The 26,039-nt window shown below is 73.6% G+C and carries 15 protein-coding genes; 14 read left to right on the plus strand and 1 reads right to left on the minus strand.

Annotated features, from left to right (window positions below):
- The first annotated feature begins 87 nt into the window (after positions 1-87).
- The 7 genes from FHX74_RS04330 to FHX74_RS04355 all read left to right on the plus strand — a co-directional run bounded on the left by FHX74_RS04330 (position 88) and on the right by FHX74_RS04355 (position 8,496).
- Positions 88-1,395 (plus strand): amidohydrolase, encoded by a 1,308-nt coding sequence (locus FHX74_RS04330; RefSeq protein WP_328823603.1) that lies wholly within the window; start codon positions 88-90, stop codon positions 1,393-1,395.
- Positions 1,396-1,637: 242 nt separating this feature from the next.
- Positions 1,638-2,777, plus strand: coding sequence for a BMP family lipoprotein (locus tag FHX74_RS04335; protein ID WP_182558799.1), 1,140 nt, complete (start codon positions 1,638-1,640; stop codon positions 2,775-2,777).
- A 30-nt stretch (positions 2,778-2,807) separates the two neighbouring features.
- Complete coding sequence (locus FHX74_RS04340; RefSeq protein ID WP_182558800.1) at positions 2,808-4,400, plus strand: ABC transporter ATP-binding protein; 1,593 nt, start codon at positions 2,808-2,810, stop codon at positions 4,398-4,400.
- Positions 4,397-5,611, plus strand: a complete 1,215-nt coding sequence (locus FHX74_RS04345; RefSeq protein ID WP_407941458.1) for an ABC transporter permease — start codon at positions 4,397-4,399, stop codon at positions 5,609-5,611. The genes FHX74_RS04340 and FHX74_RS04345 overlap by 4 nt, the downstream gene beginning before the upstream one ends.
- A 20-nt stretch (positions 5,612-5,631) precedes the next feature.
- Entirely contained in the window at positions 5,632-6,930 is a 1,299-nt protein-coding gene (locus FHX74_RS19800) for an ABC transporter permease (protein ID WP_328823635.1), read from the plus strand.
- Positions 6,931-6,932: 2 nt separating this feature from the next.
- The gene (locus FHX74_RS04350; RefSeq protein WP_328823604.1) at positions 6,933-7,364 is read left to right on the plus strand and encodes a cytidine deaminase; all 432 of its coding nucleotides are present in this window, start codon (positions 6,933-6,935) and stop codon (positions 7,362-7,364) included.
- Positions 7,365-7,419: 55 nt separating this feature from the next.
- Positions 7,420-8,496, plus strand: coding sequence for an adenosine deaminase (locus tag FHX74_RS04355; RefSeq protein WP_182558802.1), 1,077 nt, complete (start codon positions 7,420-7,422; stop codon positions 8,494-8,496).
- On the opposite strand, the gene FHX74_RS04360 is transcribed toward FHX74_RS04355, so the two are convergent.
- A complete protein-coding gene (locus FHX74_RS04360) occupies positions 8,475-9,698 on the minus strand; it encodes a benzoate/H(+) symporter BenE family transporter (RefSeq protein WP_328823605.1) in 1,224 nt (407 codons plus the stop codon). The genes FHX74_RS04355 and FHX74_RS04360 overlap by 22 nt on opposite strands.
- A gap of 235 nt (positions 9,699-9,933) precedes the next feature.
- Here FHX74_RS04360 and FHX74_RS04365 point away from each other — a divergent pair, with 235 nt between their 5' ends.
- The 7 genes from FHX74_RS04365 (at position 9,934) to FHX74_RS04395 (ending at position 26,002) form a co-directional block, all read left to right on the plus strand.
- A complete protein-coding gene (locus FHX74_RS04365; protein ID WP_182558803.1) occupies positions 9,934-11,997 on the plus strand; it encodes a PhoX family protein in 2,064 nt (687 codons plus the stop codon).
- A gap of 253 nt (positions 11,998-12,250) precedes the next feature.
- Positions 12,251-19,057 (plus strand): Ig-like domain-containing protein, encoded by a 6,807-nt coding sequence (locus tag FHX74_RS04370; protein ID WP_182558804.1) that lies wholly within the window; start codon positions 12,251-12,253, stop codon positions 19,055-19,057.
- 230 nt (positions 19,058-19,287) lie between these two features.
- Entirely contained in the window at positions 19,288-21,279 is a 1,992-nt protein-coding gene (locus FHX74_RS04375) for an Ig-like domain-containing protein (RefSeq protein ID WP_182558805.1), read from the plus strand.
- Positions 21,280-21,360: 81 nt separating this feature from the next.
- The gene (gene metG / locus FHX74_RS04380) at positions 21,361-23,163 is read left to right on the plus strand and encodes a methionine--tRNA ligase (RefSeq protein ID WP_182558806.1); all 1,803 of its coding nucleotides are present in this window, start codon (positions 21,361-21,363) and stop codon (positions 23,161-23,163) included.
- Positions 23,164-23,396: 233 nt separating this feature from the next.
- On the plus strand, positions 23,397-23,576 hold the full coding sequence (locus tag FHX74_RS20980) for a hypothetical protein (protein WP_182558807.1): 180 nt from the start codon (positions 23,397-23,399) through the stop codon (positions 23,574-23,576).
- A 4-nt stretch (positions 23,577-23,580) separates the two neighbouring features.
- Positions 23,581-23,946, plus strand: coding sequence for a DUF3253 domain-containing protein (locus FHX74_RS04390; RefSeq protein ID WP_182558808.1), 366 nt, complete (start codon positions 23,581-23,583; stop codon positions 23,944-23,946).
- A 40-nt stretch (positions 23,947-23,986) separates the two neighbouring features.
- The gene (locus FHX74_RS04395; protein ID WP_182558809.1) at positions 23,987-26,002 is read left to right on the plus strand and encodes an FUSC family protein; all 2,016 of its coding nucleotides are present in this window, start codon (positions 23,987-23,989) and stop codon (positions 26,000-26,002) included.
- Positions 26,003-26,039 lie beyond the last annotated feature (37 nt).

Below are 26,039 nucleotides of genomic sequence, written 5' to 3' on the forward strand. Positions count from 1 at the left end.
GAGACGACCCACAGAACCCAACGTGAGGTGACCCACAGACGACGCGCAGGCGACGATCCGATAGCCCCTGCATGCGAAACTGGCCGGGTGCCTGACGTCGCCACCGAGACCGCGTTGACCCCCGAGTCGACCACCACATCGGCGACCCCGGACGCCCGCCGCGAGAACGCCGGGTCCACCCGCGCCGCGCTCGACGCCACCATCACCCGGCAGGCCGAGGCCCTCTTCGACGACCTCGTCGACATCCGCCGCGACCTGCACGCCCACCCCGAGACCGCCCGCAACGAGCACCGCACCACCCGTCGGATCAGCGAGGTGCTGCGCGCCGCCGGGCTCGAACCGCGGGTCCTCCCGGTCGGCACCGGCCTGCTCTGCGACGTCGTCCCGACCGACCCGGTGGCGGCCGCCCGGCCGTGGATCGGGCTCCGGGCCGACATCGACGCCCTGCCCATCACCGACGGCAAGCACGTCGAGTACCGCTCGCAGAACCCGGGCGTCTGCCACGCCTGCGGGCACGACGTCCACACCACCGTGGTGCTGGGCGTCGGCCGCGTGCTCGCCGCGCTCCGCGACGCCGGCACCCTGCCGCGACCGGTCCGGCTGATCTTCCAGCCCGCCGAGGAGGCTAGCCCGTGCGGCTCGCTGGACGCGATCGCCGGCGGCGCGCTGACCGACCTGACCGAGGTCTACGCGGTGCACTGCGACCCCAAGCTCGAGGTCGGCACCATCGGGCTCAAGGTCGGCCCGATCACCGCGGCCTGCGACCGGATCCTGGTCCGGGTCAGCGGCACCGGCGGGCACACCTCGCGTCCGCACCTCACCGCCGACGTGGTCGGCGCGCTCAGCCTGGTGGCCACCTCGACCCCGCTGCTGCTGTCCCGGCGGATCGACCCGCGGGTCGGCGCCTCGCTGATCTGGGGTCGGATCCAGGCCGGCTCGGCCTGCAACGCGATCCCCAGCGAGGGCGAGATCGAGGGCACCATGCGGGCGCTCCAGGTGGACGGCTGGAAGATCGCCGAGGACATGCTGCCCGAGATCGTCACCGAGCTGGCCACACCGTTCGGGGTCAAGGTCGACGTCGAGATGGTGCCCGGCATCCCGCCGACGGTGAACCACGCGGTCGGCATCGAGCGGCTCACCGACGCCGCGGGCCGGCTGCTCGCACCCGGGGCCGTGCTGCCCACCGAGCAGTCGCTCGGCGGCGAGGACTTCGCCTGGATGCTCCAGCGGGTCCCCGGCGCGCTGGCCCGGCTCGGTGTCCGCGAGCGCGGCGTCGAGGGCTTCGCCGACATCCACCAGCCGACGTTCACCGTCGACGAGGAGGCCATCGCGGTCGGCGTCCGGCTGCTGGCCGGGGTCGCCACCCGCACCGACGGGACCGACGCCGAGGGCTGAACGTCCCGGGTTACGAACCGGTATCGCCCCCGATACGGGGCCTCGCCCAGCGCGACAAACCCCGGTCGTGCTGGCTACAGTGCGGCAAAAGCCCGCACCGACACGTCGTCACCGGTAAATGCTGCCGTCAGCGACGAGCCGACACCGCACGCGCCGACCGCGGCGACGTCGACCGGTGGGGCCGCCGCGGAACCGGTCATCCCGGTCCGCACCGACGACATCCGCGCGAGGAGAACACCCAGGTGAAGACCGCCACCCGCCGACTGCTGCTCACCACTCCGGCCCTGATCGGCGCCGCCGCGCTCAGCCTCTCCGGCTGCGCCAAGCCGCCGGCCCCGGCCGGCCAGAGCTCCTCCTCGGCCGCGCCGAGCTCGGGCACCAGCGCCTCGGGCGCGAGCAGCGACTTCAAGGCCTGCATGGTCTCCGACACCGCCGGCTTCAACGACAAGTCGTTCAACCAGACCTCGCTCAAGGGCCTGACCGACGCCGCCTCGGCCTACGGGATCCAGACCGACAAGATCCAGTCCTCCAGCGCGTCGGACTACGCCAAGAACCTCAGCTCGATGGTCAGCGCCGGCTGCAACATGGTGGTCTCGGTCGGCTTCCTGCTCGCCGACGACACCCTGGCCGCGGCGAAGGCCAACCCGAAGGTCAAGTTCGCGATCGTCGACGACAACGACCCGAAGTTCGCCGGCACGAAGAACCTCAAGCCGCTGGTCTTCAACACCGCGCAGTCCTCGTTCCTCGGCGGCTACCTGGCGGCGGCGATGACCAAGACCGGCAAGGTCGGCACCTTCGGCGGCGCCAAGATCCCGACCGTCACGATCTACATGGACGGCTTCGCCCAGGGCGTCGAGTACTACAACAAGACCAAGGGCAAGAACGTTCAGGTGCTCGGCTGGGACTCGGCCAAGCAGGACGGCCAGTTCGTCCCCGGCGACAACCCGTTCGAGAACACCTCCGGTGGCCAGCAGACCGCGCAGGCGCTGACCAGTCAGGGCGCCGACGTCATCTTCCCGGTGGCCGGCGGCGCCGGCGTCGGTGCGCTCCAGGTGGCCAAGGCCAGCGGCGGCAAGGTCAACGCGATCTGGGTCGACGCCGACGGCTGCCAGACCCAGCCCAACTACTGCTCGAGCATCATCACCAGCGTGTTCAAGGGCATGGACGTCTCGGTCAAGGACGCGATCGGCGACGCCCTGCAGAACAAGTTCACCAGCACCGCCTTCGTGGGCACGCTGCAGAACGGGGGCACCGGGCTGACCGGTTTCCACGACTTCGACAGCAAGGTCCCGGGCGACGTCAAGACCGAGCTCGACCAGCTCAAGAGCGACATCGAGTCGGGCAAGATCACCATCACCTCGAAGTCGCAGCCCTCGTCCTGACGCGGTCCTGACCACCGGGACCCGGTCACGATGACCACCCAGCCGGACCAGACCGCCGAGCCGCAGCCCGCACCCGGGCTGCGGCTGCGCGGCATGACCAAGCGGTTCGGGTCGCTGGTCGCGAACGACGCGATCGACCTCGACATCGAGCCGGGACGGATCCACTGCCTGCTCGGCGAGAACGGCGCCGGCAAGTCGACGCTGATGAACGTCCTCTACGGGCTGCTGCAGCCCGACGAGGGCGAGATCACGGTGGACGGCGAGCCGGTCCGGATCGGCAGCCCCAAGCAGGCGATGGCCGCCGGGATCGGCATGGTGCACCAGCACTTCATGCTGGTCGACGTCTTCACCGTGGCCGAGAACCTGGTGCTCGGCCGCGAGGGCGGTGCCCTGCTCGACATGCGCCGGGCCCGTCGCACCGTCCGCGAGCTGTCCGACCGGTACGGGTTCGCGGTCGACCCGGACGCGGTGATCGAGGACCTGCCGGTCGGCGTCCAGCAGCGGGTGGAGATCCTCAAGGCGCTGGCCAACGACGCCCGGTTCCTGATCTTCGACGAGCCGACCGCGGTGCTCACCCCGCAGGAGACCGACGAGCTGATCGCGGTGATCAAGTCGCTGCGCGACGAGGGTCGCGCGATCGTCTTCATCACCCACAAGCTCCGCGAGGTCCGCGAGCTGGCCGACACCATCACCGTGATCCGCCGCGGCAAGGTGGTCGGCACCGCCGAGCCGGGGGAGTCCGAGGCCAAGCTGGCCGAGCTGATGGTCGGCCGGTCGGTCAACCTCACCGTGGCCAAGGCGGCGCCCGCCACCGAGGGCGACCCGCGGCTGGTGGTCCGGGGGCTGTCGGTGACCGGCCCGACCGGGGTGCCGGTGGTGCGCGACGTCGACCTCGACGTGCACGGCGGCGAGATCGTCTGCATCGCCGGCGTGCAGGGCAACGGCCAGACCGAGCTGGCCGAGGCGCTGCTCGGCACCGTCCCGGTCAGCGCGGGCGGCGTCGAGCTCGACGGCACGCCGATCACCCGGCTGACCCCGCGACAGCGGATCGACCTCGGCCTCGGCTTCGTCCCCGAGGACCGCCAGCGCGACGGGTTCGTCGGCAGCTTCTCCGTGGCCGAGAACCTGGTGCTCAACCACGTCACCGAGCCGCCGTACGCGTCCGGCATCGGGCTCCGGGTCGACCGGATCCGCGCCGAGGCGCTCGACCGGGTGGCCGAGTTCGACATCCGCACCCAGTCGGTCGACACCCCGGTCAGCGCGCTGTCCGGGGGCAACCAGCAGAAGGTGGTGCTGGCCCGCGAGATGTCGCGGCCGCTGGCCGTGATGATCGCCAACCAGCCGACCCGGGGCGTCGACGTCGGGGCGATCGAGTTCCTGCACGCCCGGCTCGTCGCCGAGCGCGACCGCGGGACGGCGGTGGTGATCGTCTCGACCGAGCTCGACGAGGTGATCGCGCTGGCCGACCGGATCGTGGTGATGTGCGGCGGCCGGATCGTCGGCATCGTCCCGGCCAACACCTCGCGCGAGGTGCTCGGCCTGATGATGGCCGGGGTCTCCGCCGACGAGGCGATGCGGACGGCGGCCACCACCACCGAGGACGTCAACGAGGTGATCACGTGAGCGGCACCGCCACCGTGCCCGACAGCGGCGCGCCGGCGCCGGCCGGGAAGCAGCCGACCGCCCCGCCGCCGCGGGCGAACCGCGGCTTCCCCTGGACCGAGCTGGCCACCACGGTGGCCGCCTTCGTGCTGGCCTTCCTGGTCGGTGCGCTGCTGATGATCTTCTCCGACCCGAAGATCCTCTCCCAGCCGCAGTACTTCGGCTACCTGGCCACCCAGAAGGTGGTGTCGGCCTACGGCGCGCTGATCGACGGCTCAGTCGGCAGCTGGCAGGCGATCACCGAGTCGACCGCGCAGGCGGCCCCGCTGATCTGCGGCGGGCTGGGCGTCGGGCTGGCCTTCCGGGCCGGGCTGTTCAACATCGGCGGCCAGGGGCAGGCGATCTGGGGTGCGATCCTCGCCGCCTACGTCGGCTTCAGCTGGCACCTCCCGCCGGTCGTCCAGCTGGTGGTGGCGGTCATCGCCGGGGTGCTCGGCGGCGCGGTCTGGGGCGGGCTGGTCGGCTGGCTCAAGGCCCGCACCGGCGCGCACGAGGTGATCGTCACGATCATGCTCAACTACGTCGCCGCCGGCCTGCTCGGCTATCTGCTCACCACCAGTGCCTTCCAGCGGCCGGGCCGCACCGACCCGATCTCGCCGGTGGTCGACTGGAACGCGACCTTCCCGCGGCTCGCGGGCAGCCAGCTGCACCTCGGCTTCGTGCTGGCGCTGCTCGCCGCGGTGGCGGTCTGGTGGATCCTCGACCGGTCGACGATCGGCTTCACGATCAAGGCGGTCGGGGCCAACCCGAACGCCGCGGCGACCGCCGGGATGAGCGTCGCCCGCACGACGATCATCGCGATGACCCTGGCCGGGGCGCTGGCCGGTCTGGCCGGCGTGCAGGCCGCGCTCGGCCCGACCACCGGCGGCACCCCGGTGCCGCTGTCCAACGGGATCGTCGGCACCATCGGCTTCGACGCGATCACCGTCGCGCTGCTCGGCCGGTCGCGTCCGCTGGGCACCGTGCTGGCCGGGCTGCTGTTCGGGGCCCTGCACGCCGGTGGGCTGGCCATGCAGAGCATCGCGCAGACCCCGCTGACCCTGACCACGGTGCTCCAGGCGCTGATCGTGATGTTCGTGGCCGCGCCGATGCTGGTCACCAAGCTGCTGCCGTTCCTGCGAGGACGCCGGGTCGGCACCGGCGTCCCGTCGAGCTCGGGAGGTCTCGCGTGAGCGCCCCCGCCACCCCGGCCGTGCCCAGCGCCCCCACCCCGCCGCCGCCGGCCGCCGCGACCCCGGGGCCGCGGCTCGAGTCGGCCGAGAAGCGTCGCCAGCGGCTCTCCACCGGCGTGCTGATCGTCGTGGTGGGCGTGCTGCTGCTGGTGCTGCTGGCCTCCACCCACGGCGCCTCCCGGTTCGCGCTGTCCAACGCGTTCGACCCGGTCCAGCTGCCCACGGTGAGCCTGCCCGGGCTGCCGACCGTGCTGGTCTGCGCGGTGCTCTGCCTGCTGGCCGGCGCCGGCTTCGTCTCCGGACGGCTGCACGGCCGGCTGCCCGCGGTGGCCGGGACGGTGGCCGGCATCGCCTTCACCCTCGGCTTCCTGGCCTGGGCCGCCGCCGGTCGCGACCTGCCGTTCCCGGTCAGCAACCAGTTCGCCGGCACCCTCAGCCTGGCCACCCCACTGGTCTTCGGTGCCCTCTGCGGTGTGCTCTGCGAACGCGCCGGCGTGGTCAACGTCTCGATCGAGGGCCAGTTCCTGGTCTCGGCCTTCGTGGCCGCGGTGGTCGGTTCGGTGACCGGCTCGCTGGCCGCGGCGATCGTCTCGGCGATGGTGGCCGGCTTCGGGATGGCGGTGCTGCTGGCGCTCTTCGCGATCGGGTTCAAGGTCAACCAGGTGGTGCTCGGCGTCGTCCTCAACGTCTTCGCCAGCGGCATCACCGGGTTCCTCTTCGACCAGCTGGTCAGCCCGCAGGCCGAGAAGCTCAACAGCGCGCCGGTGATGGCGGCCCTGCCCATCCCCGGGCTGAGCAAGATCCCGTTCTTCGGTCCGGTGCTGTTCTCCCAGCCGGTGCTGGCCTACCTCGCGGTGATCGCTGTCGTGCTGGTCTGGTGGCTGCTCACCCGGACCAGCTGGGGGCTGCGGATCCGCTCGGTCGGCGAGCACCCGGCGGCGGCCGAGGTGGTCGGCATCAGCGTCACCGGCGTCCGCTGGTCGGCGGTGCTGGCCGGCGGTCTGCTGGCCGGGCTCGGTGGTTCGTTCTTCACCGTCGGGGCCACCGGTTCGTTCGACAAGGACTTCACCGTGGGCAACGGCTTCATCGCGCTGGCCGCGCTGATCATGGGCCGGTGGAACCCGGTGCTGGCCGCGCTGATGGCGGTCTTCTTCGGCTTCGTCACCCAGATGGGCTCGCAGATGCAGACCCTCAGCACCCCGGTGCCCAGCCAGTTCCTGCTGCTGCTGCCCTACGTCGCCACGATCATCGCGGTGGCCGGGCTGATCGGCCGGGTGCGGGCTCCGGCCGCCGACGGCGAACCGTACGAGAAGGGCTGAGCGTGACCGACGACCGCACCGGGACGAACCGCCCCGAGATCGACTGGGACGCGCTCCGGACCGCCGCCCGGGAGATCAGTCGCAAGGCCTACGTGCCCTATTCGCGGTTCCCGGTCGGGGCCGCGGCGCTGGTCGACGACGGCCGGGTGGTCACCGGGTGCAACATCGAGAACGCCTCCTACGGCGTGACGCTGTGCGCCGAGTGCGCGATGGTCTCCGAGCTGGTCACCCAGGGGACGGGCACGCCCGGCCGCCTGGTTGCGTTCGCCTGCGTCGACAAGCACGGGGCGGTGCTGATGCCGTGCGGCCGCTGCCGGCAGCTGCTCTGGGAGTTCGGCGGGCCCGACCTGCTGGTGGACAGCCCGAGCGGGATCGTCCCGATGACCGCGGTGTTGCCCGACGCGTTCGGGCCGCACGACCTCGAGACCCGCTGAGCCCATCCCGGTTCGGACTGCGTCCGAGCCGACCACCACGAAGGAACCCGCCCGCATGACGCTGGATCCCGAGCTCGTCCGTCGCGCCCCGAAGGTGCTGCTCCACGACCACCTCGACGGCGGGTTGCGCCCGGCCACGGTGGCCGAGCTGGCCGTCGAGGTCGACCACCCGCTGCCGGTGACCGACACCGACGCGCTCGGCCGCTGGTTCGCCGAGACCGCCGACTCGGGGTCGCTGCCCGCGTATCTCGAGACCTTCGACCACACCGTGGCGGTGATGCAGACCGCGCCGGCGCTGCGACGGGTGGCGCGCGAGTTCGTCGAGGACATGGTGGCCGACGGCGTGGTCTACGCCGAGACCCGGTGGGCGCCCAGCCAGCACACCGCGCGCGGTCTGAGCCTCACGGAGGCCGTCCGGGCCGTCCAGCAGGGCCTCGACGAGGGCGTGGCCGCCGCCGACCGCGCCGGGCACCCGATCCGGGTGGGCCAGCTGCTGACCGCGCTCCGGCACCAGGACGACAGCCCGGAGATCGCCGAGCTGGCGGGCTCCCTGCGCGGCGAGGGCGTGGTCGGCTTCGACATCGCCGGCCCCGAGGCCGGGTTCCCGCCGGTCGACCACCTGCCCGCACTGCAGCGGCTCAAAGAGCTCAACATGAAGATCACCATCCACGCCGGCGAGGCGTTCGGGCCGGCGTCGATCTGGCAGGCCGTGCAGCGGTGCGGGGCCGACCGGGTCGGGCACGGCGTCCGGCTGGTCGAGGACGTCACCGACGGTCCGGACGGGCCCCGGGTGGGCGAGCTCGGCGGCTATCTGCGAGATGCGCGGATCGCCCTCGAGCTGTGCCCGCGCTCGAACGTCCAGACCGGTGCGGTCGCCTCGGTCGCCGAGCACCCCATCGACCTGCTGACCCGGCTCGGCCTGCGGACCACGGTCAACACCGACAACCGGCTGATGAGCGACACCACGCTGAGCAAGGAGTTCCTCGGCCTCGGCGAGGCGTTCGGCTACGGCCTGGACGAGCTGCGCCGGTTCACCCTCAACGCGGCCAAGGCGAGCTTCCTCGACCTCGACGCCCGGCGCGCGCTGATCACCGAGGTGATCGTCCCGGGTTACGCCGCGCTCGGCGTCTGAGGACGGCGCCTCGCCCGGAGCAGCGCCCAGGCGACCAGACCGGTGACCAGGGCCCAGAACGCCGGCCCGATCCCCAGCACGGTCGACCCGCCCGCCGCGACCAGGAAGGTCAGCGCCGACGGGATCCGGTCGAGCACGGTGACCGGGGCCGGGACGCCGGCGAGCGGCGGTGCGCTCGGCGGCGGGTCGAGGGCCGCGGTCAGCGCCCCGGCCAGCACCGGCAGCAGGCCGAGCCCGGCGGCGGCCTCGACCGGGCCCTCGGGGCCGGTCGTGATCAGCCCGACCAAGGCGGGGGACAGCAGCCCCAGCACCACGTAGGTCAGCCCGGCCGTTCGCGCCGCCCGCCACCGTTCTGCGGGGTCGGGGTCGGCCTCCGGTGAGGCGGACAGCGCGGCGGTGATCGCGGCGAGGTTGATCGCGTGCCCACCGAACGGCGCCCCGAGCAGCGTGCCCACCCCGGTCACCGCCATCGACGGCCGCCACGGCGTCCGGTAGCCGTAGGAGGCGAGCACGGCGACGCCGGGGACGTTCTGCGCGGCCATCGTGACCACGTACAGCGGGAGCGCGACGCCGATCACTGCGCCGAGCGCGAACGACGGCGTGGTCCACACCGGGTGCGGGAGTAGCGTCACCGCCGGAGCCGCGCCGGGGCGGAGGGCGACCTCCAGCCCGACGACGACCAGCGCCAGCGCGAACGCGGCCGGGGTCGCCCAGCGCGGTGCGAGACGCTGGAGCACCAGCCAGACCACGATCACCGGCAGGGTGAGCAGCGGCGTGCTGACGGCCGCCCGGACCGGCGCCAGACACAGCGGCACCAGCACCCCGGCCAGCATCGCCTGGGCCAGCGGGGTCGGGATCCGGCCGATCAGCCGCCCCAGCCCCGGCCAGGCGGCGGTCAGGCAGATCAGCAGCCCGCTGACCAGGAAGGCCCCGATCGCGGCCGGCCAGCCGCCGACCACGGCGCCGGTGCCGACCAGCAGCGCCGACCCCGGGGTCGACCAGGCCAGCGTGACCGGCAGCCGGGTGCGGACGGCGAGCAGCGCGGTGCCCAGCCCCATGGTGAGGAACAGCACCAGCAGCCCGGAGGCCGCCTGCGCCGGACTCGCCCCGACCGCACGGAGCCCGGCCAGCACGACCGCGAAGGAGCTGGTCGAGCCGACCAGCGCGGTGACCAGGCCGGCCACCAGCGGTCGCGTGCGCACGGCGGCTCCTCTCGACGGCGGGTCACGGCGGTCCTCGTCCCGCGCGGGTGCCGGACGGCGCCAGCCAACCAGGCCGGACCGCGGTCGAGCAGCGTTTCCCGCGGCGCGGACGGGGCCGACGGGTGCGTGCACTCCGGGCACCCCTGTGCGTCGTCGGGCCGGGGACACCGGCGAGTTCACCGGGGTGTCACCGTCCGCCCGCCGACGGTTCACCCCTGCTCAGCACCCTCTCAGCATGACGACCAGCACCCGACCGCCCCTGCTGATGCTCGGCCGGACCCACGGCAACCGCAGCGCGGTGACCTGCGCGCTCAAGTGCGACAACGCGTGTGCCGCACCGACCCCCAACGAGAGCACCGAGCCGACGTTCGCCGACGTCGCCTCGCAGGCGCTGCTCTCCCGGCGCCGGCTGCTGCTGGCCGGCGGCACCCTGGCCGCAGGCGCCGCCCTGACCGTCGGGCCGACCGCGCTCGAGCCGGCCGCCGCCTCCGGGCGCCCGCCCGCGACCCGGACGCCGCCCGCGGCCCGCCCGGGCGGGCCGCTGCGGTTCGACCCGATCGCCTCGGTGCCCGACGACGTCGACGCGGTCACCGTGCCCGCGGGCTTCGGCTGGCGTCCGGTGATCCGGTGGGGCGACCCGCTGTTCGCCGACTCCCCGGACTTCGACCCCGAGCACCCGGACGCCGACGCCCAGGAGCGCCAGTTCGGCTACAACAACGACTACACCGACGTGATCGTCACCGACCCGCGCGGCCGCCGCGCGCTGCTGTGCTGCAACCACGAGTACACCAACCGGGCGATCATGTTCCCGCCGACCAGCAGCGTCGCCGCCGAGGCCGAGGTGCTGCGCACCCTGATGGCCGCCCACGGGTTCAGCGTGGTCCAGCTCGAGCGGCGCGGGCGCGGCAAGCCCTGGCGCTATCGCCGTGGTGCCCGCCGCAACCGCCGGATCACCGCGACCACCGTCTTCCGGCTCGACGGGCCGGCCGCCGGCTCGGAGCTGCTGCGGACCGCCGCCGACCCCTCCGGCACCCGCGTCCACGGCACGCTGGGCAACTGCTCGGGCGGCACCACGCCGTGGGGCACCGTGCTGTCCGGCGAGGAGAACTTCAACGGCTACTTCCGGGCCGATCCGCAGGCTGTCGGGTCGAAGCGGTACGGGCTGACCGACAGCCCGAGCAGCTACGGCTGGGAGCAGATCGACCCGCGCTTCGACGCCCGCTCCGCGGACCACGCGAACGAACCCCACCGGTTCGGCTGGATCGTCGAGATCGACCCCACCGACCCGTCGTCGACACCCCGCAAGCACACCGCGCTGGGCCGGTTCAAGCACGAGGGCGCGAACGTCCGGGTGGACAGGGAGAACCGGGTCGTGGCCTACCTGGGCGACGACGAGAAGTTCGACTACCTCTACAAGTTCGTGGCCCGGGACCGCTACCGGCCCGGGCGCTCGAAGGCCGCCCGGCGCCACAACCTCGGACTGCTCAGCGAGGGCGACCTCTACGTCGCCCGGTTCGAGGGCACCCGGAGGCCGGGGAACGACAACCTCGGGACCGGCCGTTGGCTGCCGCTGGTCGAGGACGGCCGTTCGGCGGTGGAGGGGATGAGCGTCGAGGAGGTGCTGGTGTTCACCCGGCTCGCCGCCGACCGGCTCGGGGCGACGCCGATGGACCGCTGCGAGGACGTCGAGCCCAGCCGGGAGACCGGCAAGGTCTACGTGGTCTGCACCAACAACAGCGACCGCGGCGTCAAGACCGGCAAGCCCGGCGCGGACGCGGCCAATCCGCGTGACGCGAACAAGAACGGTCACATCATCGAGCTGACCGAGACCGGCGGCGCCGCCGACGCACAGACCTTCGCCTGGGACCTGTTCATGGTCTGCGGCGACACCGACCAGGCCGGCACCTACTTCGCCGGCTGGGACGGACCGGTGGCTCCGATCTCCTGCCCCGACAATGTTGCTTTCGACTCCGAAAACAACCTCTGGATCGCCACCGACGGGCAGCCGGGGTCGATCGGCCGGAACGACGGCCTGTTCCGGGTGCCGCTGGACGGACCCGAGCGCGGCCACCTGACCCAGTTCCTGGCCGTCCCGGTCGAGGCCGAGACGTGTGGACCGGTGATCCATGATCGCGACGGGTCGGTGTTCGTCGCCGTCCAGCACCCGGGCGAGGACGGCGACTGGGCCGACCAGCACTCCGCCTTCCCGGATTACGTTCCCGCCGGCGCCCGACCGGCACCGGGGGAGTGGCGCGGACCCCGCCCGGCGATCATCCAGGTGACACGCGAAAGCCGCTGACCAGGAGGTTCTCTCCCCATACGCACGACACGGCCCGACGTCGGCGATCCATGATCACCGCCGTCGGGCCGTGTCGCGTGCGACAGGATTCAGCCAACCGTCAGGCCCAGTTTAGTTTCAGCTCTAGCGAAACTTAGACGTCTGTGTTTGAGTAGCGCACGCTGGTGTCGACCGTGTGGGACGGGCGGCCCGGCACGTCGCTCGGGGGAGTCGGCCGCACCTCACCGTGCTCTTTCCCCCCGGAGTGTTCTTCGTGAGACGTCTCGTCAACGCCTTCCTCTGCAGCCTGCTGGTGCTGGGCACGGTGCTGGGCCTGCTCGGCACCGGCGCGTCCCGCGCCGTCGCGGCCCCGCTCCCGGCCGCGTTCACCGGCAGCGCCGGCGGCACCGTCGCCAACGTCAGCGTCACCACCGCCGGGCTCAACCTGGCCGGCGTCCGGCTGGCCGACACCGCCGCGTCCGCGGACTCCGGGGCCAGTCCGCGCACGTCCGCCGTCTCGCGGAACCTGGGCGCCACGGTGGCCGGCCTCGGTGTGGCCGTCGACTCGAACAGCCAGACCGCTCCGCCCGACAACACCGACGCCTCGACCAGCAACCTGGCCGCGGTCAACGCGCTGGGCATCGGCGCCAGCGCGCTCACCGCCAGCGACCTCGCCCGGTGGACCGGTGACGCCAGCTGCGTCCCCGACCAGCTCTCCAACGCCTACGTCCGCACCGGCGGGGTCACGGTCAACCCGAGCATCGCCGGCATCAGCCTCGGCGCCCCGGTGCTGACCACCGGGGCCGGCACCACCCGCGGCATCACCTCGCTGGTCGGCGCCGGGCTCAACAAGGCCGTGCGCGGCAGCGTCACCGGTGGCGTCACCGGGGTGAACGTCCTCGGCGCCGTCGGGATCGACATCGCCGACACCACGCTCAGCGCGACCGCCGACGGCAGCACCGGAGCCGCCGGGTTCGCCTTCACGCCCAACACGATCAGCTACACCTACCAGGGCACCACCCGGACGCTCGCCGCCGGGACCAGCACCACGATCACCCTCGGCACCGTACTTGCCGGTCAGCAGGTGATCACCCTGACCGCCAACAACCCCACCACCACCGGGAACGGCCGGTCGGCCAGCACCGCGGTCACCGTGCTGAGCATCGGGATCACGGTCAAGGCGCCGGCCACCGGGACCACGCTGGCCACCGTCGGGGTCGACCTGCTCCCGCTCCGCGCCGCCGCGACCGCGCCCGTCGGCGGGATCGACTGCCCGCCCGCGGCCCCGGTCCTCACCGGCCCGGGCAACGGGACCACCACCAACGACTCCACCCCGGAGATCACCGGCACCGGCACCCCCGGCGCGAGCGTCAACGTCACCGTCGACGGGACCGTCCGCAGCGCCGTGACCACGGTCGGGAACGACGGCACCTGGAGCTGGTCGCCGACCACGCCGCTCGCCGACGGGTCGCACACGATCAGCGCGACCCAGACCGTCAACGGCGCGGTCTCGCCCAGCAGCGGCAACCGCAGCTTCACGATCGACGCGACCGCACCGGCCCGGCCGGTGATCACCGCCCCGACCGACGGCAGCCTGCTGGCCACCCGCCGTCCGACCGTCCAGGGCGCCGCCGAGGCCGGCAGCAGCGTCGTGGTCCGGGTCGACGGGACCAGTGTCGGCAGCACCACCGCGACCGGCGCCGGCACCTTCAGCCTGGTCCCGAACACCGACCTGGCCGACGGCAGCCACACCATCACCGCGCAGGCGACCGACACCGCCGGGAACACCTCGGCGACCTCGGCGGGCGTCACCGTGCAGGTCGACGCCACCGCGCCGGCCGCCCCGGTGCTCACCACCCCGGCGAACGGCGTCTCCACCCGCGACGCCACCCCGGTGATCAGCGGCACCGCCGAAGCGGGCAGCACCGTCACCGCTACCGTCGACGGCACCGCGCTGACCACCACCGCGACCGCCGGGTCCGGGGGTGCGTACGCGCTGACCGCGCCGACCCTGTCCGAGGGGTCGCACACGGTCTTCGTCACCGCCACCGACGCCGCCGGCAACGTCTCGGCCGCCTCGGCGACGCACACGTTCAGCGTCGACCGGACCGCTCCCGCCGCGCCGGTGATCACGGCGACGGCCGACGGCTCCGTGATCAACACCGCGCTGCCCACGATCACCGGCAGCGGCGAGAACGGCGCCATCGTCACCGTCAGCATCGACGGCACGGTCGCCGGCGGCGCCACCGTCTCCGGCGGCGCCTGGTCGCTGACCCTGAGCACGCCGCTGACCGACGGCCCGCACACGGTGACCGCCGTGCAGACCGACGCCGCCGGCAACACCTCGACGATCGCCACCGCCCAGTTCGGGGTCGACACCGCGACCCCGGCCGCCCCGCTGATCACCGCGCCGGCAAACGGCGCCCTCGTCCGCGGCCCGGACATCACCCTGGTCGGCACCGGCGAGGCCGGCGCCAGCGTGACCGTCCAGCGGTCCGGCGGCGGCAGCTACGGCCCCGTGACCGTCACCTCGGCGGGCACCTGGAGCGTCCCGGTCACCGGGCTGAGCGACGGCTCGGCCACCTTCACCGCGCGCCAGACCGACGCCGCCGGCAACCAGTCCGCGGCCTCGGCCACGGTCACCCTGACCGTCACCACCTCGGGCCCGGTCCCACCGGTGATCACCGCGCCCGCCACCGGTGCGGTCACCGCCAACCCGTCGGTCACCGTCCAGGGCACCGGCGTCGCCGGGGCCACCGTCACCCTCTACGAGGGCTCGGCGACCGTGCTCGGCACCGCCACCGTCAGCTCCGGCGGCACCTGGACGCTGACCCGGACCTTCGCCGACGGCCCGCACAGCCTCTACGCCACCCAGGACCAGGGCGTCGGCAGCTCGCCCGCCTCGGCGGTGGTGATCATCAGCATCGACACCGTGGCCCCTGCCGTGCCCGTGGTGGTCAGCCCGGCGAACGGGACGGTCACCGCCGACCGGACGCCGATCGTGGCCGGCACCGGAGAGCCCGGCGCCCGGGTCACCGTCACCGTCGGCGGCACCACGCTGCCGGTGGTCACCGTGCTCGGCGACGGCACCTGGAGCGCCCCGGTCACCGCGCCGCTGGCCGACGCCGTCTACACGGTGACCGCGGTCCAGCGCGATGCCGCCGGCAACGCCTCGCCGACGGCCACCAGCACCTTCGAGGTGCTGGCCAGTGCACCGCCGGCCCCCGGCGTCGACACCCCCGCCGACGGGGCCGTCGTCGGCACCACCACGCCGGCCCTCGGCGGCACCGGCGAGACCGGTGACACGGTGCTGGTCAGCGTCGACGGCGTCGCCGTCGGCAGTGCGCCGGTGGCCAACGGCCGCTGGAGCCTGACCCTCGCCACTCCGCTGGCCCAGGGCACCCACCAGCTCTCGGTCACCCAGCGCGGCCGGTCCGGGCTGCTGTCGACCGCCACCGACACCGCGTTCGTGGTCGACACCGTCGCCCCGGACGCCCCGGTGCTCACCGCACCGGCCGACAACGCCGTGCTCAGCGTCACCACGGTGACCGTCCGCGGCACGGCCGAGCCGAACAGCACGGTGACCGTCTCGCTCAACGGCGGGACGGCCGGCACCGCCCAGGCGAACGGCGCCGGGATCTGGAGCCTGACCACCGCGACGCTCGCCGAGGGCAGCTACACGGTGACCGCCACCGCGCAGGACGCCGCCGGGAACACGTCGGTCGCCTCGGTCGGGCGCACCTTCACCATCGACCGGACGGCGCCGGCCGCGCCGCTGCTCACCAGCCCGTCAGCGGGTGCGGTGATCAACGACCCGACGCCGCTGCTGACCGGTTCGGGTGAGCCCGGGGCCACCGTGGCCGTCTCGGTCGACGGCGGCGCGCCGCAGACCGCGCTGGTGGACGTCAACGGGCTCTGGCAGCTCACCGTCAGCCCGGCGCTGATCGACGGCGCGCACACGCTGACCCTGCTGCAGACCGACCGGGCCGGCAACGTCTCGGTGGGCCGCAACGTCACCCTCACCGTCGACACCCAGGCGCCGGCCACGCCGGTGATCACCGCGCCGACCGAGGGCGCCATCCTCACCGGACCGGACGCCACGGTGACCGGCACCGGCGAGCCCGGCAGCACGCTGGCGCTGACCCTCGACGGCACCGCGCAGCCGCCGGTCGTGGTGCCCGGCAACGGCATCTGGTCGGTCGCGCTGACCGGCCTGAGCCCGACCGCGCACACCGTGTCGGCCACCCTGACCGACGCCGCGCAGAACGTCTCGAACGCCGCCACCCGGAGCTTCGAGATCGCCCCGACGGCCCCGGCCGCCCCGGTGATCACCGTGCCGACAGCGGGTGCCCTGGTCGGCGACGCCACCCCGACGGTGTCGGGCACCGGCGTCGACGGCGCGACCGTCACCGTCCGGGTGGATGGGACGGTGGTCGGCACGGCCACCGTCGCCGGCACCGCCTGGAGCCTCGGGCTGACCGACCCGCTGGCCGACGGCCCGCACACGGCGACCGCCACCCAGGCCGTCGGGATCGTCGACTCCGGCGAGTCCACCCCGGTCTCGTTCACGGTCGACGCCACCCCGCCCGTCGCGCCGGTGGTCACCACGCCCGCCGACGGGACCGTCGTCGCCGACGACACCCCGACGATCACCGGGACGGGGGAGACCGGCTCGACCGTCACCGTCTACATCGACAACGCCCCGCAGGGCAGCGCGCCGGTGACCAACGGCAGCTGGACGTTCACCCCGACGCTGGCGCTCACCGCCGGCCCGCACCTGATCAGCGCGACCCAGACCGACGCGGCCGGCAACGTCTCCGACCCGTCGACCAGCGTGCGGATCACCGTCGACACCGACGCGCCGGCGGCCCCGGTGATCACCGGCCCGGCGAACGGCGGCGCGGTCAACGATCCGACGCCCGACGTCACCGGCACCGGTCAGCCCGGCGCCACCGTGGTCGTCACCGTCGACGGCGGCGCCCAGGTGACCACCACCGTCGGGACCGACGGTCGCTGGAGCGTCACGCTCCCGACGCTGGCCGACGGCCCGCACACCGCGGTCGCCTCGCTCACCGGCACCAACGGGCTGCCGGCGGTCGGGACGGCGAGCGTCGCCTTCACCGTCGACACCGTGAGCCCGTCCGCTCCGGTGATCGTCACCCCGCCGACCGGAGCGGTGCTCGGCACCGCGACGCCGACGATCACCGGCACCGGCGAGCCCGCCGCCACGGTCACCGTCAAGGACGGCAGCCGGACCCTCGGCACCGCCGTGGTCAACGACCAGGGCAACTGGAGCCTGGTCAGCGCCCCGCTCGCCGAGGGCCAGCACGTGCTGACCGCCACGCAGACCGACCGGGCGGGCAACCCGTCCTCGGTGTCGTCGGCGCACCCGGTCTCGGTCGACCTAACCGCACCGGCCGCGCCGTCGATCGGCACGCCGCCGAACGGTGCGGAGCTGCCGGTCGGCCCGGTCACCATCAGCGGGACCGGTGAGCCCGGCGCCTCGCTGGTGCTGCTGGTGAACGGCGCTCCGCTGGCCCCGGTGACGGTCAACGACCAGGGCGGCTGGACCGCGACGCTGACCAACCCGGCCACCGCTCCGTACACGGTCAGCGCCACCCAGACCGACGCGGCCGGCAACCGGTCGCCGGCCAGCCCGACCGTCTCGTTCACGGTGTCCACCACCCCGCGTCCGTCGGCCCCGGTGATCACCGTCCCGGCGGACGGGTCGACGACCACGGACCGGACGCCGACGATCAGCGGCACCGCGACCGCCGGCGCCACCGTCGCGGTCACCCTCGACGGCACCCTGATCGACACGGTCACCGCCGGCAGCACCGGCGCCTGGTCGGTGGACGTCACGGCCACCCAGCCGTACGGCCAGCACGTGATCGCGGCCACGCAGACCGTCGGCGCGCGGACCTCGAGCCCGGCGAGCTCCACCGTCACGGTGCTGCCTGTCGGGGGCCGGCTGCCCGCTCCGGTGATCACCACCCCGGCCACCCGTTACCGGACGACGCCGGTGACCGCGATCAGCGGCACCGGGGAGCCCGGGGCGCAGGTCAGCGTGACCGTCGACGGGGGCAGCAGCCCGCGCGGCACGGTCACCGTCGGCGGCAACGGGATCTGGACGCTGACCGTCGACCCGGCGCTCGGCGAGGGCACCCACACGATCGCCGCCACCCAGGCGGTGTTCGGGCTGCCCGCCACGGCCTCCGACCCGGCCCGGGCCACGGTCACCGTGGACAGCCGGGCGCTGGCTCCGGTGATCACGTCGCCGCGGAACAACACCGAGATCACCGACGCCACCCCGACGGTGACCGGGACCGCGGAGCCCGGAGCCCGGGTGACCCTCTACACCAACGGCGGGTCGCCCCGGACGGTCACGGCCAACGCCACCACGGGTGCCTGGTCGCTGACCCTGCCGACCCAGAAGGACGGGAAGCTCGCCTTCACGGCCTCCCAGGTCGACCTGGCCGGGAACGTCTCGCCGCGGTCGGGCACGGTGACGGTGACGTTGCGGACAGTGGCCCTGCCGGTGGTGGTCGCGCCCAAGGTGACCTCGACCTCGACCCGGCTGCTGGTGATCGGGACCGGCCAGCCGAAGGCCTCGATCCGGCTCACCGTGACCTCCGGGTCCAAGGTGGTCAAGGTTGGGCCGGCGACGGTCGGGAGCACCAGGCAGTGGTTCCTGGTGACCCCGGTGCTCGCCGGCGGGACCTGGAAGGTCCAGGCCGCGCAGTCGATCAGCGGCAAGCCGACGCTGTCGTCGAACACCACCACGGTCAAGATCATCGGCTCGACGTCGGCCACCAAGCCGAAGATCACCTCGCCGAAGACCGAGGTGTCGGTGTCCAGCAACAAGCTGACCATGAGCGGCACCGGGGCCAAGGGCACCCGGATCGGGATCATCGGCACCGGTGGTCGGTTCTACGGGATCGGCACGGTGAACAGCTCGGGCAAGTGGTCGATCCCGATCACGCTGCGTCCGGGCACCACGCTGTTCAACGCGGTGCAGATCAATAAGGACTCGAGCGAGATCATCTCGCCGACCATCACGGTCCGGCTCAAGTCCCGCTAGGTCCCGCCCCCCGGTCGGACGGCCCGGACACCCGCAGGGTGCCCGGGCCGTCCGGTGTCCACCCGCGGAAGGGCTGCGGCCACGCCCGGATGGTGCTTGACTGCCAGCAGACCCTGCACCGAGGCGGGCCGGTCGTCCCGGCGGTTGGGCGGAGACGGTGGTGCGCGGTGCGCGGTCGGCAGAAGGATCTTCCCGGAGCGACCTCCCGACGTCGACGCGGTCGGGCGTCGGTGCTCCTGACCGCGGTGGTGCTGGTCCTGATGGTCCCGCCCCCGACGGCGCACGCCCTGCCGCCGTACCCGCCGCCGGCCGCCCCGGTGATCGGATCGCCGTTCGCCGGCGCGGTCACCGGCGCCGACCTGCAGGTGGCGGGCTCCGGTGAGGAACGGAGCACCGCGACGATCCGGGTCGACGGGATCGCGCAGCCGCCGGTCACCGTCGACTACGCCGGGTGGACCGAGCGAATCACCGGCCTGTCGGCCGGCCCGCACACGCTCTCGGTCGCGCTCACCGGCGGCACCTCGGCGACCACGACCACCTCCTTCACCGTCGATCCTGCGGCGCCCGCCGCCCCGGTGATCACCGCACCCGCGGAGCAGTCGACCACCAACGCCTCCACGCTCACCGCCACCGGCACGGGGACCGACGGAGCCACCGTCCGGCTGTTCGCCGACGGTGTGGCCGTCGGGTCGGCGCCGGTGACCGCGGGCCACTGGTCGGTCCGCTGGACCTCGGCAAAGGTCGACGGCGTCCACGTGCTCAGCGCCGACCAGACCCTGGCCGGCGTCCGGAGCCGGGCTGCCGCGCCGGTCCGGTTCTGGACCGACAACACCCCGCCGATCGGCTTCGGCGTCCTCGAGCCCGGCGACGGCGAGGTGCTCACCGACGCCACCCCGAGGCTGACGCTCTGGCAGTACGACGGCACCGCGACCTCCGGCACCCTCTACGTCGACGGCCGGGTCGCGAGGACGTTCGCGTGGGCCGCCGACGACTACACCAGCCTCCAGCTCACGACGCCGCTGAGCCAGGGGCCGCACACCCTCGCGGTCAGCGCGGCCGACCAGGTCGGCAACGTCGCGCCGAGGTCGTGGCCGAAACGCGTCCTGGTCGCGTCCGTGGTCACCGACCGTCCGGTGATCACGACGCCGTTCGTCCCGCAGGCCGTCGTCGACCCGGTGGTCACCGGCACGGGGAAGCCGGGTGGGCACCTGACCCTCCAGGTCGACCACCACGCCCCCTGGCACCTGACGATCGGCGCGTCGAGGCACTGGAGCCAGCGGCTGGGGGTGCAGAGCGAGGGCACCCACACGGTGACCGCGACGATCGCCGGGGTGACGGGCCGGGCGACCCGGAGGTTCGTCGTCGATCTCACCCCGCCGGCTCCGCCGACGGTCACCGCCCCGGCGGACGGGACCCGGAGCCCAGGGGGCTGGGTGACCCTCGAGGGCCGCGGCGAGCCCGGCGACCAGCTGGGTGTCGGCGACCGCTTCAGCACCCTGGTCGGCGCGGACAACATCCAGGTCGGTGCCGACGGCCGCTGGTCGAGCCGGGCCCGCTTCGGGCCGGGGGTGCACGCGCTGGTGGCCTACGTGCGCGACGCGGCCGGCAACCGGTCGTCCGTCGGGATCGGGCCGGTCTTCGTGACCGACGGCAGCGCCCCTCCGGCCACCCGTCCCACGGACCCGCCCACCGTCGTCTGGCCGGTGGCCGGCTCGCGGGTCCGGGCGGTCCCCGCGGTCGCCGGCACCGGCTCGCCGGGGGCGACGGTCACCGCCCGGCTCGCCGACCGCACCGCGCTCGGGCAGGCCACCGTCGGCGCCGACGGCCGGTGGGTGCTGACACTGGGTCACCCGTTGAGCGCCGGACAGCACACGGTCTACGCCCGGCAGAGCTCCGGTGCGGTCAGCTCACCCGAGCGACGGGACCTGTTCGTCGTCGACTCCTCGATCGGCCGGCCGACGATCACCAGCCCGCCGGACGGCCGGCACACCACCGACCGGACGCCGACCGTCCGCGGTCGCGGGGAGCCCGGCGCCCGCGTCGGACTGGCCCGGGACGGCGCGGGCGTGGGCAAGCCTGCCGTGGTGCGGGCCGACGGCAGCTGGTCGATCACCCTGCCCACCCAGCCGTACGGCCGTGCCGTGCTGACCGCGAGCGTGTCGGACGCTGCCGACAACGTCACACGGCCTTCGGCGCCGGTCACCCTGACGATCACCCACTGACCCGGTCGATCTGACAGCGGCGACGACCACGGAGCCGGAAGCCGGTCGAGGCCGTCCCGGGCGCCCTCTAGGCTGGCCCGCATGGCTTCTCGCGTGCTGACCGCCGTGGCCTGGCCGTACGCCAACGGCCCGCGCCACATCGGTCACGTCTCTGGTTTCGGTGTCCCGTCCGACGTGTTCTCCCGCTACCAGCGGATGATCGGGAACGACGTGCTGATGGTCTCCGGGACCGACGAGCACGGCACGCCGATCTACGTCCAGGCCGAGCGCGAGGGCCTGACCAACCGCCAGGCCGCCGACAAGTACAACCGGGTGATCGTCGAGGACCTGCAGGGTCTCGGGCTGTCCTACGACCTGTTCACCCGGACGGTCACCCGCAACCACTACGCCGTCGTCCAGGACCTGTTCCTGGCCCTGCACCGCAACGGCTACGTCGTGCCGAAGACCCAGCTGGGCGCGGTCAGCCCGTCGACCGGCCGCACCCTGCCCGACCGCTACATCGAGGGCACCTGCCCGATCTGCGGCTACGACAGCGCCCGCGGCGACCAGTGCGACAACTGCGGCAACCAGCTCGACCCGACCGACCTGCTCAACCCGCGGTCGCGGATCAACGGCGAGACGCCGAAGTTCGTCGAGACCGAGCACTTCTTCCTCGACCTGCCCGCGCTGGCCCACGCGCTGCAGGGGTGGCTGTCCACCCGGACCGGTTGGCGGCCCAACGTGCTCAAGTTCAGCGAGAACCTGATCAAGGAGCTCAAGCCGCGGGCGATCACCCGCGACATCGACTGGGGCGTGCCGATCCCGCTCGACGGCTGGCGCGACCAGCCGATGAAGCGGATCTATGTCTGGTTCGACGCGGTGATCGGCTATCTGTCGGCGTCGATCGAGTGGGCCCGCCGGACCGGCGACCCGGACGCTTGGCAGCGCTGGTGGCTCGACCCCGAGGCCCTCGGCTACTACTTCATGGGCAAGGACAACATCGTCTTCCACTCGGTGATCTGGCCCGGCATCCTGCTCGGCCACAACGGCGCCGGGGACCACAACGGGATGGTCGGCAAGTTCGGCACCCTCGACCTGCCGAGTGAGATCGTCAGCTCGGAGTTTCTGACCATGAGCGGCGCGAAGTTCTCCACCAGCCGCAACACGGTGATCTACGTGACCGACTTCCTGCGCGAGTTCGGCCCGGACGCGCTGCGCTACTTCATCAGCGTGGCCGGGCCGGAGAACACCGACACCGACTTCACCTGGGACGAGTTCGTCCGTCGCAACAACACCGAGCTGGCCAACGAGTGGGGCAACCTGGTCAACCGGGCGATCTCGATGGCGCACCGCAACAACGGCGCGATCCCCGGGGCACCGGACGAGCGCGACATCGACCGCGAGCTGGTCCGCACCTCGGCCGCGGCCTTCGACACCGTCGGCGGCCTGCTGGCCCGGAACCGTTTCAAGGCGGCGATCAGCGAGGCGATGCGGGTGGCCGGTGCCGCCAACCGCTACCTGTCCGAGACCGAGCCGTGGAAGCTCAAGGCCGACGAGGACCGCGACCGCCGGGACACCGTGCTGCACACCGCGCTGCAGGTGGTCAGCGACGTCAACACGATGCTGACGCCGTTCCTCCCGCACTCCGCCCAGCAGGTGTTCGCCTCGCTCGGCGGCGTCGGCACCTGGGCCGCGCAGCCGGAGATCCGTTCGGTCACCGAGGACGGCCCGGACGGCGAGGACGCGCCGTACCCGGTGCTGATGGGTGACTACGCCGCCCAGCAGGCCGTCTGGGCGTCGCGGCCGATCGAGGTCGGCACCCCGCTGCAGAAGCCGGTGCCGCTGTTCCCCAAGCTCGACGACACCCTCGGCACCACCGGCCCCGACTGGGCGCCGATCGGCTGACTCCTGGCGCGGACCCGGGCGGGTCCGCCTCGCACCGCCCGCGTCCACCTCGCACCGCCCGCGTCCACCTCGCACCGCGCGCGTCCACCCAGCACCCCCGCGTCCACCTCGCACGGCCTGGGTTCACCTCGCACGGCCTGGGTTCACCTCGCGCCGCCTGGGTTCACCTCGCACCGCCCGCGTCCACCTCGCACCGGGTATAGGGGGTGCGACGTGCACCGGAAGGGTGCGACGTGGTGGTCGGGTGGTGGTCGGGTGGTGGTCGGGTGGTGGTCGGGTGGTGGCCGGGTGGTGGTCGGGTGGTGGTTGGGTGGCTGTGGGTGGCCGACGGCTGGCGGTCGGCTGGCGGTCGGCTGGCGGTCGGGCGGGCGGTGCCGACCCGGTTCCGGCGGTGGGGCCGGGCGGTACCGTGACGGCGTGGACGTCCCGACCAAGATCTGCCGCAGCTGCGGGCGCGAGTTCGCCTGGCGGAAGAAGTGGGCGGACAACTGGGACGACGTCGTCTACTGCAGCGACGCCTGCCGTCGCCGCAAGGTCACCAAGGTCGACGCCCAGCTCGAGACGACGATCACCGAACTGCTCTCGCGCCGGGCGGCCAGCGCGACCATCTGTCCCTCCGACGCAGCCCGCGCGGTCGACCCGGAGGGGTGGCGCGAGCTGATGGAGCCGGCCCGTCGGGCCGCCCGTCGGCTGGTCGCGGCCGGCGAGGTGGTCATCACCCAGGGCGGCAAGGTGGTCGACCCCTCGACCGCCAAGGGTCCGATCCGGATCCGCCGGCGGTGAGTCGACACCGGCCGGTGGCGCCGAGGGCGGCAACCGGGCCATGAGCACCGACCGGCCGGCGGCCCGGACCGCCGACGACCCGGTCGGTCGGCTCGCCGAGCGCCCCGGCGGCCAGCGTGCCGACCGTGGCCCGGTGGGTCGGGACCCGAGCGTGCTCGACCCGATCGCCCCCGACTGGCTGGTGCGGATCCTCGCCCCGAAGAAGGCTCCGGTGCCGTGGCGGGACATGACCCGGGTGCTGGTCAGCATCGTCGCGCCCCTGGGACTCGGGGTGCTGCTCGGCCAGCAGGCGCTGGCCATCTTCGTCGGCATGGGTGCCTTGGTCGGCGCCTTCGGCGACCGCGGCGGCACCTTCGGCCAACGGTTCGCGCGGACCTCGGCCGGGGTGCTGGCCGGTCTCGTCGGCCTGGTCGCCGGTCAGCTCACCGCGGGCAACGGCCTCCTGGCGGTGGCCGTGGTCGGCATCTTCGCCGTGGTCTCGGCCCTGGTCAGCGCGATCAACGCGACGCTGTCCTTCGCCGCCCTGCAGCTGTTGGTCTATCTCGCGCTCTCCGGCGGCGTCACCGCCAAGGTGTCGGTCTGGGTGATCATCCCGGCCTTCCTGGTCGGGGCGTGCTGGTCGCTGCTGATGTCGTTCGTCCAGTCGCGGTTCGACCACGCCGAGGACGCGCCGCGGGCCGAGACGGTCGCGCTGCTGCGGATGATCGCCACCATGCTCCGCGAGCCCGCCGGACCCGACCCGGTGGCCGGCGCCGAGCAACGCAACGCGGTCAGCGTCGCGCTCTACCAGGCGGTCGACGTGGTCGTCACCACCCGCGCCCGCAGCTCGGGACGGCGGGCCGACCTCCGCGAGCTCAACGCCGTCCTCACCGGGGCGAGCCGGCTGGCCGCGGCCGCCTACGGGTTCTCCCGGCGCGGGGAGCCGACGCCCGAGCTGGCCGACCTGGTCGACCGGCTGGCCACCGCCGTCGAGGCCCACGACCGCGACTGGCGACCGCCCGAACCGCCCGAGCAGCTGCGCCGCGACGCCACCTCGACCGCCGGCAGCGTCCGCGCCGCGGTGGCCCGGATCGCCGAGGCGCAGAGCGACCCGCACGGCGCCAAGCTGCGGCCGGTCGACCGCGAGGCGCACCGGCTGCAGCGCTACGCCGTGCTGCTGTTCGGCCGCACCGCCTGGACCTTCGCCGCCCGGCTCGGGACGACGATGGTGGTGGCCGAGATCGTCCGGCAGCTCGTGCCGGTGCAGAAGCCGTACTGGATCCTGCTGACGGCCGCCCTGGTGCTCAAGCCCGACCTCGGCTCGGTGTTCGCGCGCGGGCTGCAACGCACCCTCGGCACGCTCGTCGGGGTGCTGGTCGGGGCCGTCGTCCTCCAGCTGGTCCCGGTCGGCGGCTGGATGCTGCTGCCGATCGCGGTGCTGGCCTTCGGCTTCCCGCTGGCCATGAGCCGCAACTACGGGATGCTCTCGACCTTCATCACCCCGCTGGTCTTCCTGCTGCTCGACTTCGCCGCCCCGGTGAGCTCGTCGCTGGTGCTGGCGCGACTGGCCGACACCGCGCTCGGCGCCGGGATCGTGCTGGTGGTGGGATATCTGTGCTGGCCGTCGACCTGGCGTCCGCGGCTCGGCCGGACGGTGGCCGACGCCACCGCCGCGCTCGCCGACTACGTCCGGGTCGCCTTCGGGGACGACTGGCCGGCCTCGGGCGCGGCCCGGCGGCGGGCCTACCGCGCGCTCTCCGACGTCCGCGCCGCGCTGCAGAGCGCGCTGGCCGAACCGCCGCCGCTGTCCACCCGCGCCGCCGCCTGGTGGCCGCTGATCGCCCAGCTCGAACGGGCGGTCGACCGGACCAGCCACGCCGTGCTGCTGGCCCGGCACGCGGGGGAGCATCCCGACCCGACCGACGTGAACGAGGTGGTCGACGCCCTCGAGGATCTCGGCGCCGCGCTCCGCGAACGCCGCCCGCCCCGCAACCTGACCCTGCCCGAGGACGGTCCGCTGGATCTGGCGGCGCACGAGGTGGCCGCGGCCCGCAGAGTGGTGGCACGAGGCAGCTGACCCGCCCGACCCTGCCGACCCGACCGTGCCGGTGCGG

The sequence above is a fragment of the Microlunatus kandeliicorticis genome, assembly GCF_014137855.1.
In the GTDB taxonomy this organism is placed as follows: Bacteria; Actinomycetota; Actinomycetes; order Propionibacteriales; family Propionibacteriaceae; genus Microlunatus; species Microlunatus kandeliicorticis.

Bases quoted from the DNA above. Each gene is read 5' to 3' on its own strand.
- FHX74_RS04395 (WP_182558809.1), top strand. From the start codon at position 23,987: ATGAGCACCGACCGGCCGGCGGCCCGGACCGCCGACGACCCGGTCGGT.
- metG (WP_182558806.1), top strand. From the start codon at position 21,361: ATGGCTTCTCGCGTGCTGACCGCCGTGGCCTGGCCGTACGCCAACGGC.
- FHX74_RS04365 (WP_182558803.1), top strand. From the start codon at position 9,934: ATGACGACCAGCACCCGACCGCCCCTGCTGATGCTCGGCCGGACCCAC.
- FHX74_RS04340 (WP_182558800.1), top strand. From the start codon at position 2,808: ATGACCACCCAGCCGGACCAGACCGCCGAGCCGCAGCCCGCACCCGGG.
- FHX74_RS04355 (WP_182558802.1), top strand. From the start codon at position 7,420: ATGACGCTGGATCCCGAGCTCGTCCGTCGCGCCCCGAAGGTGCTGCTC.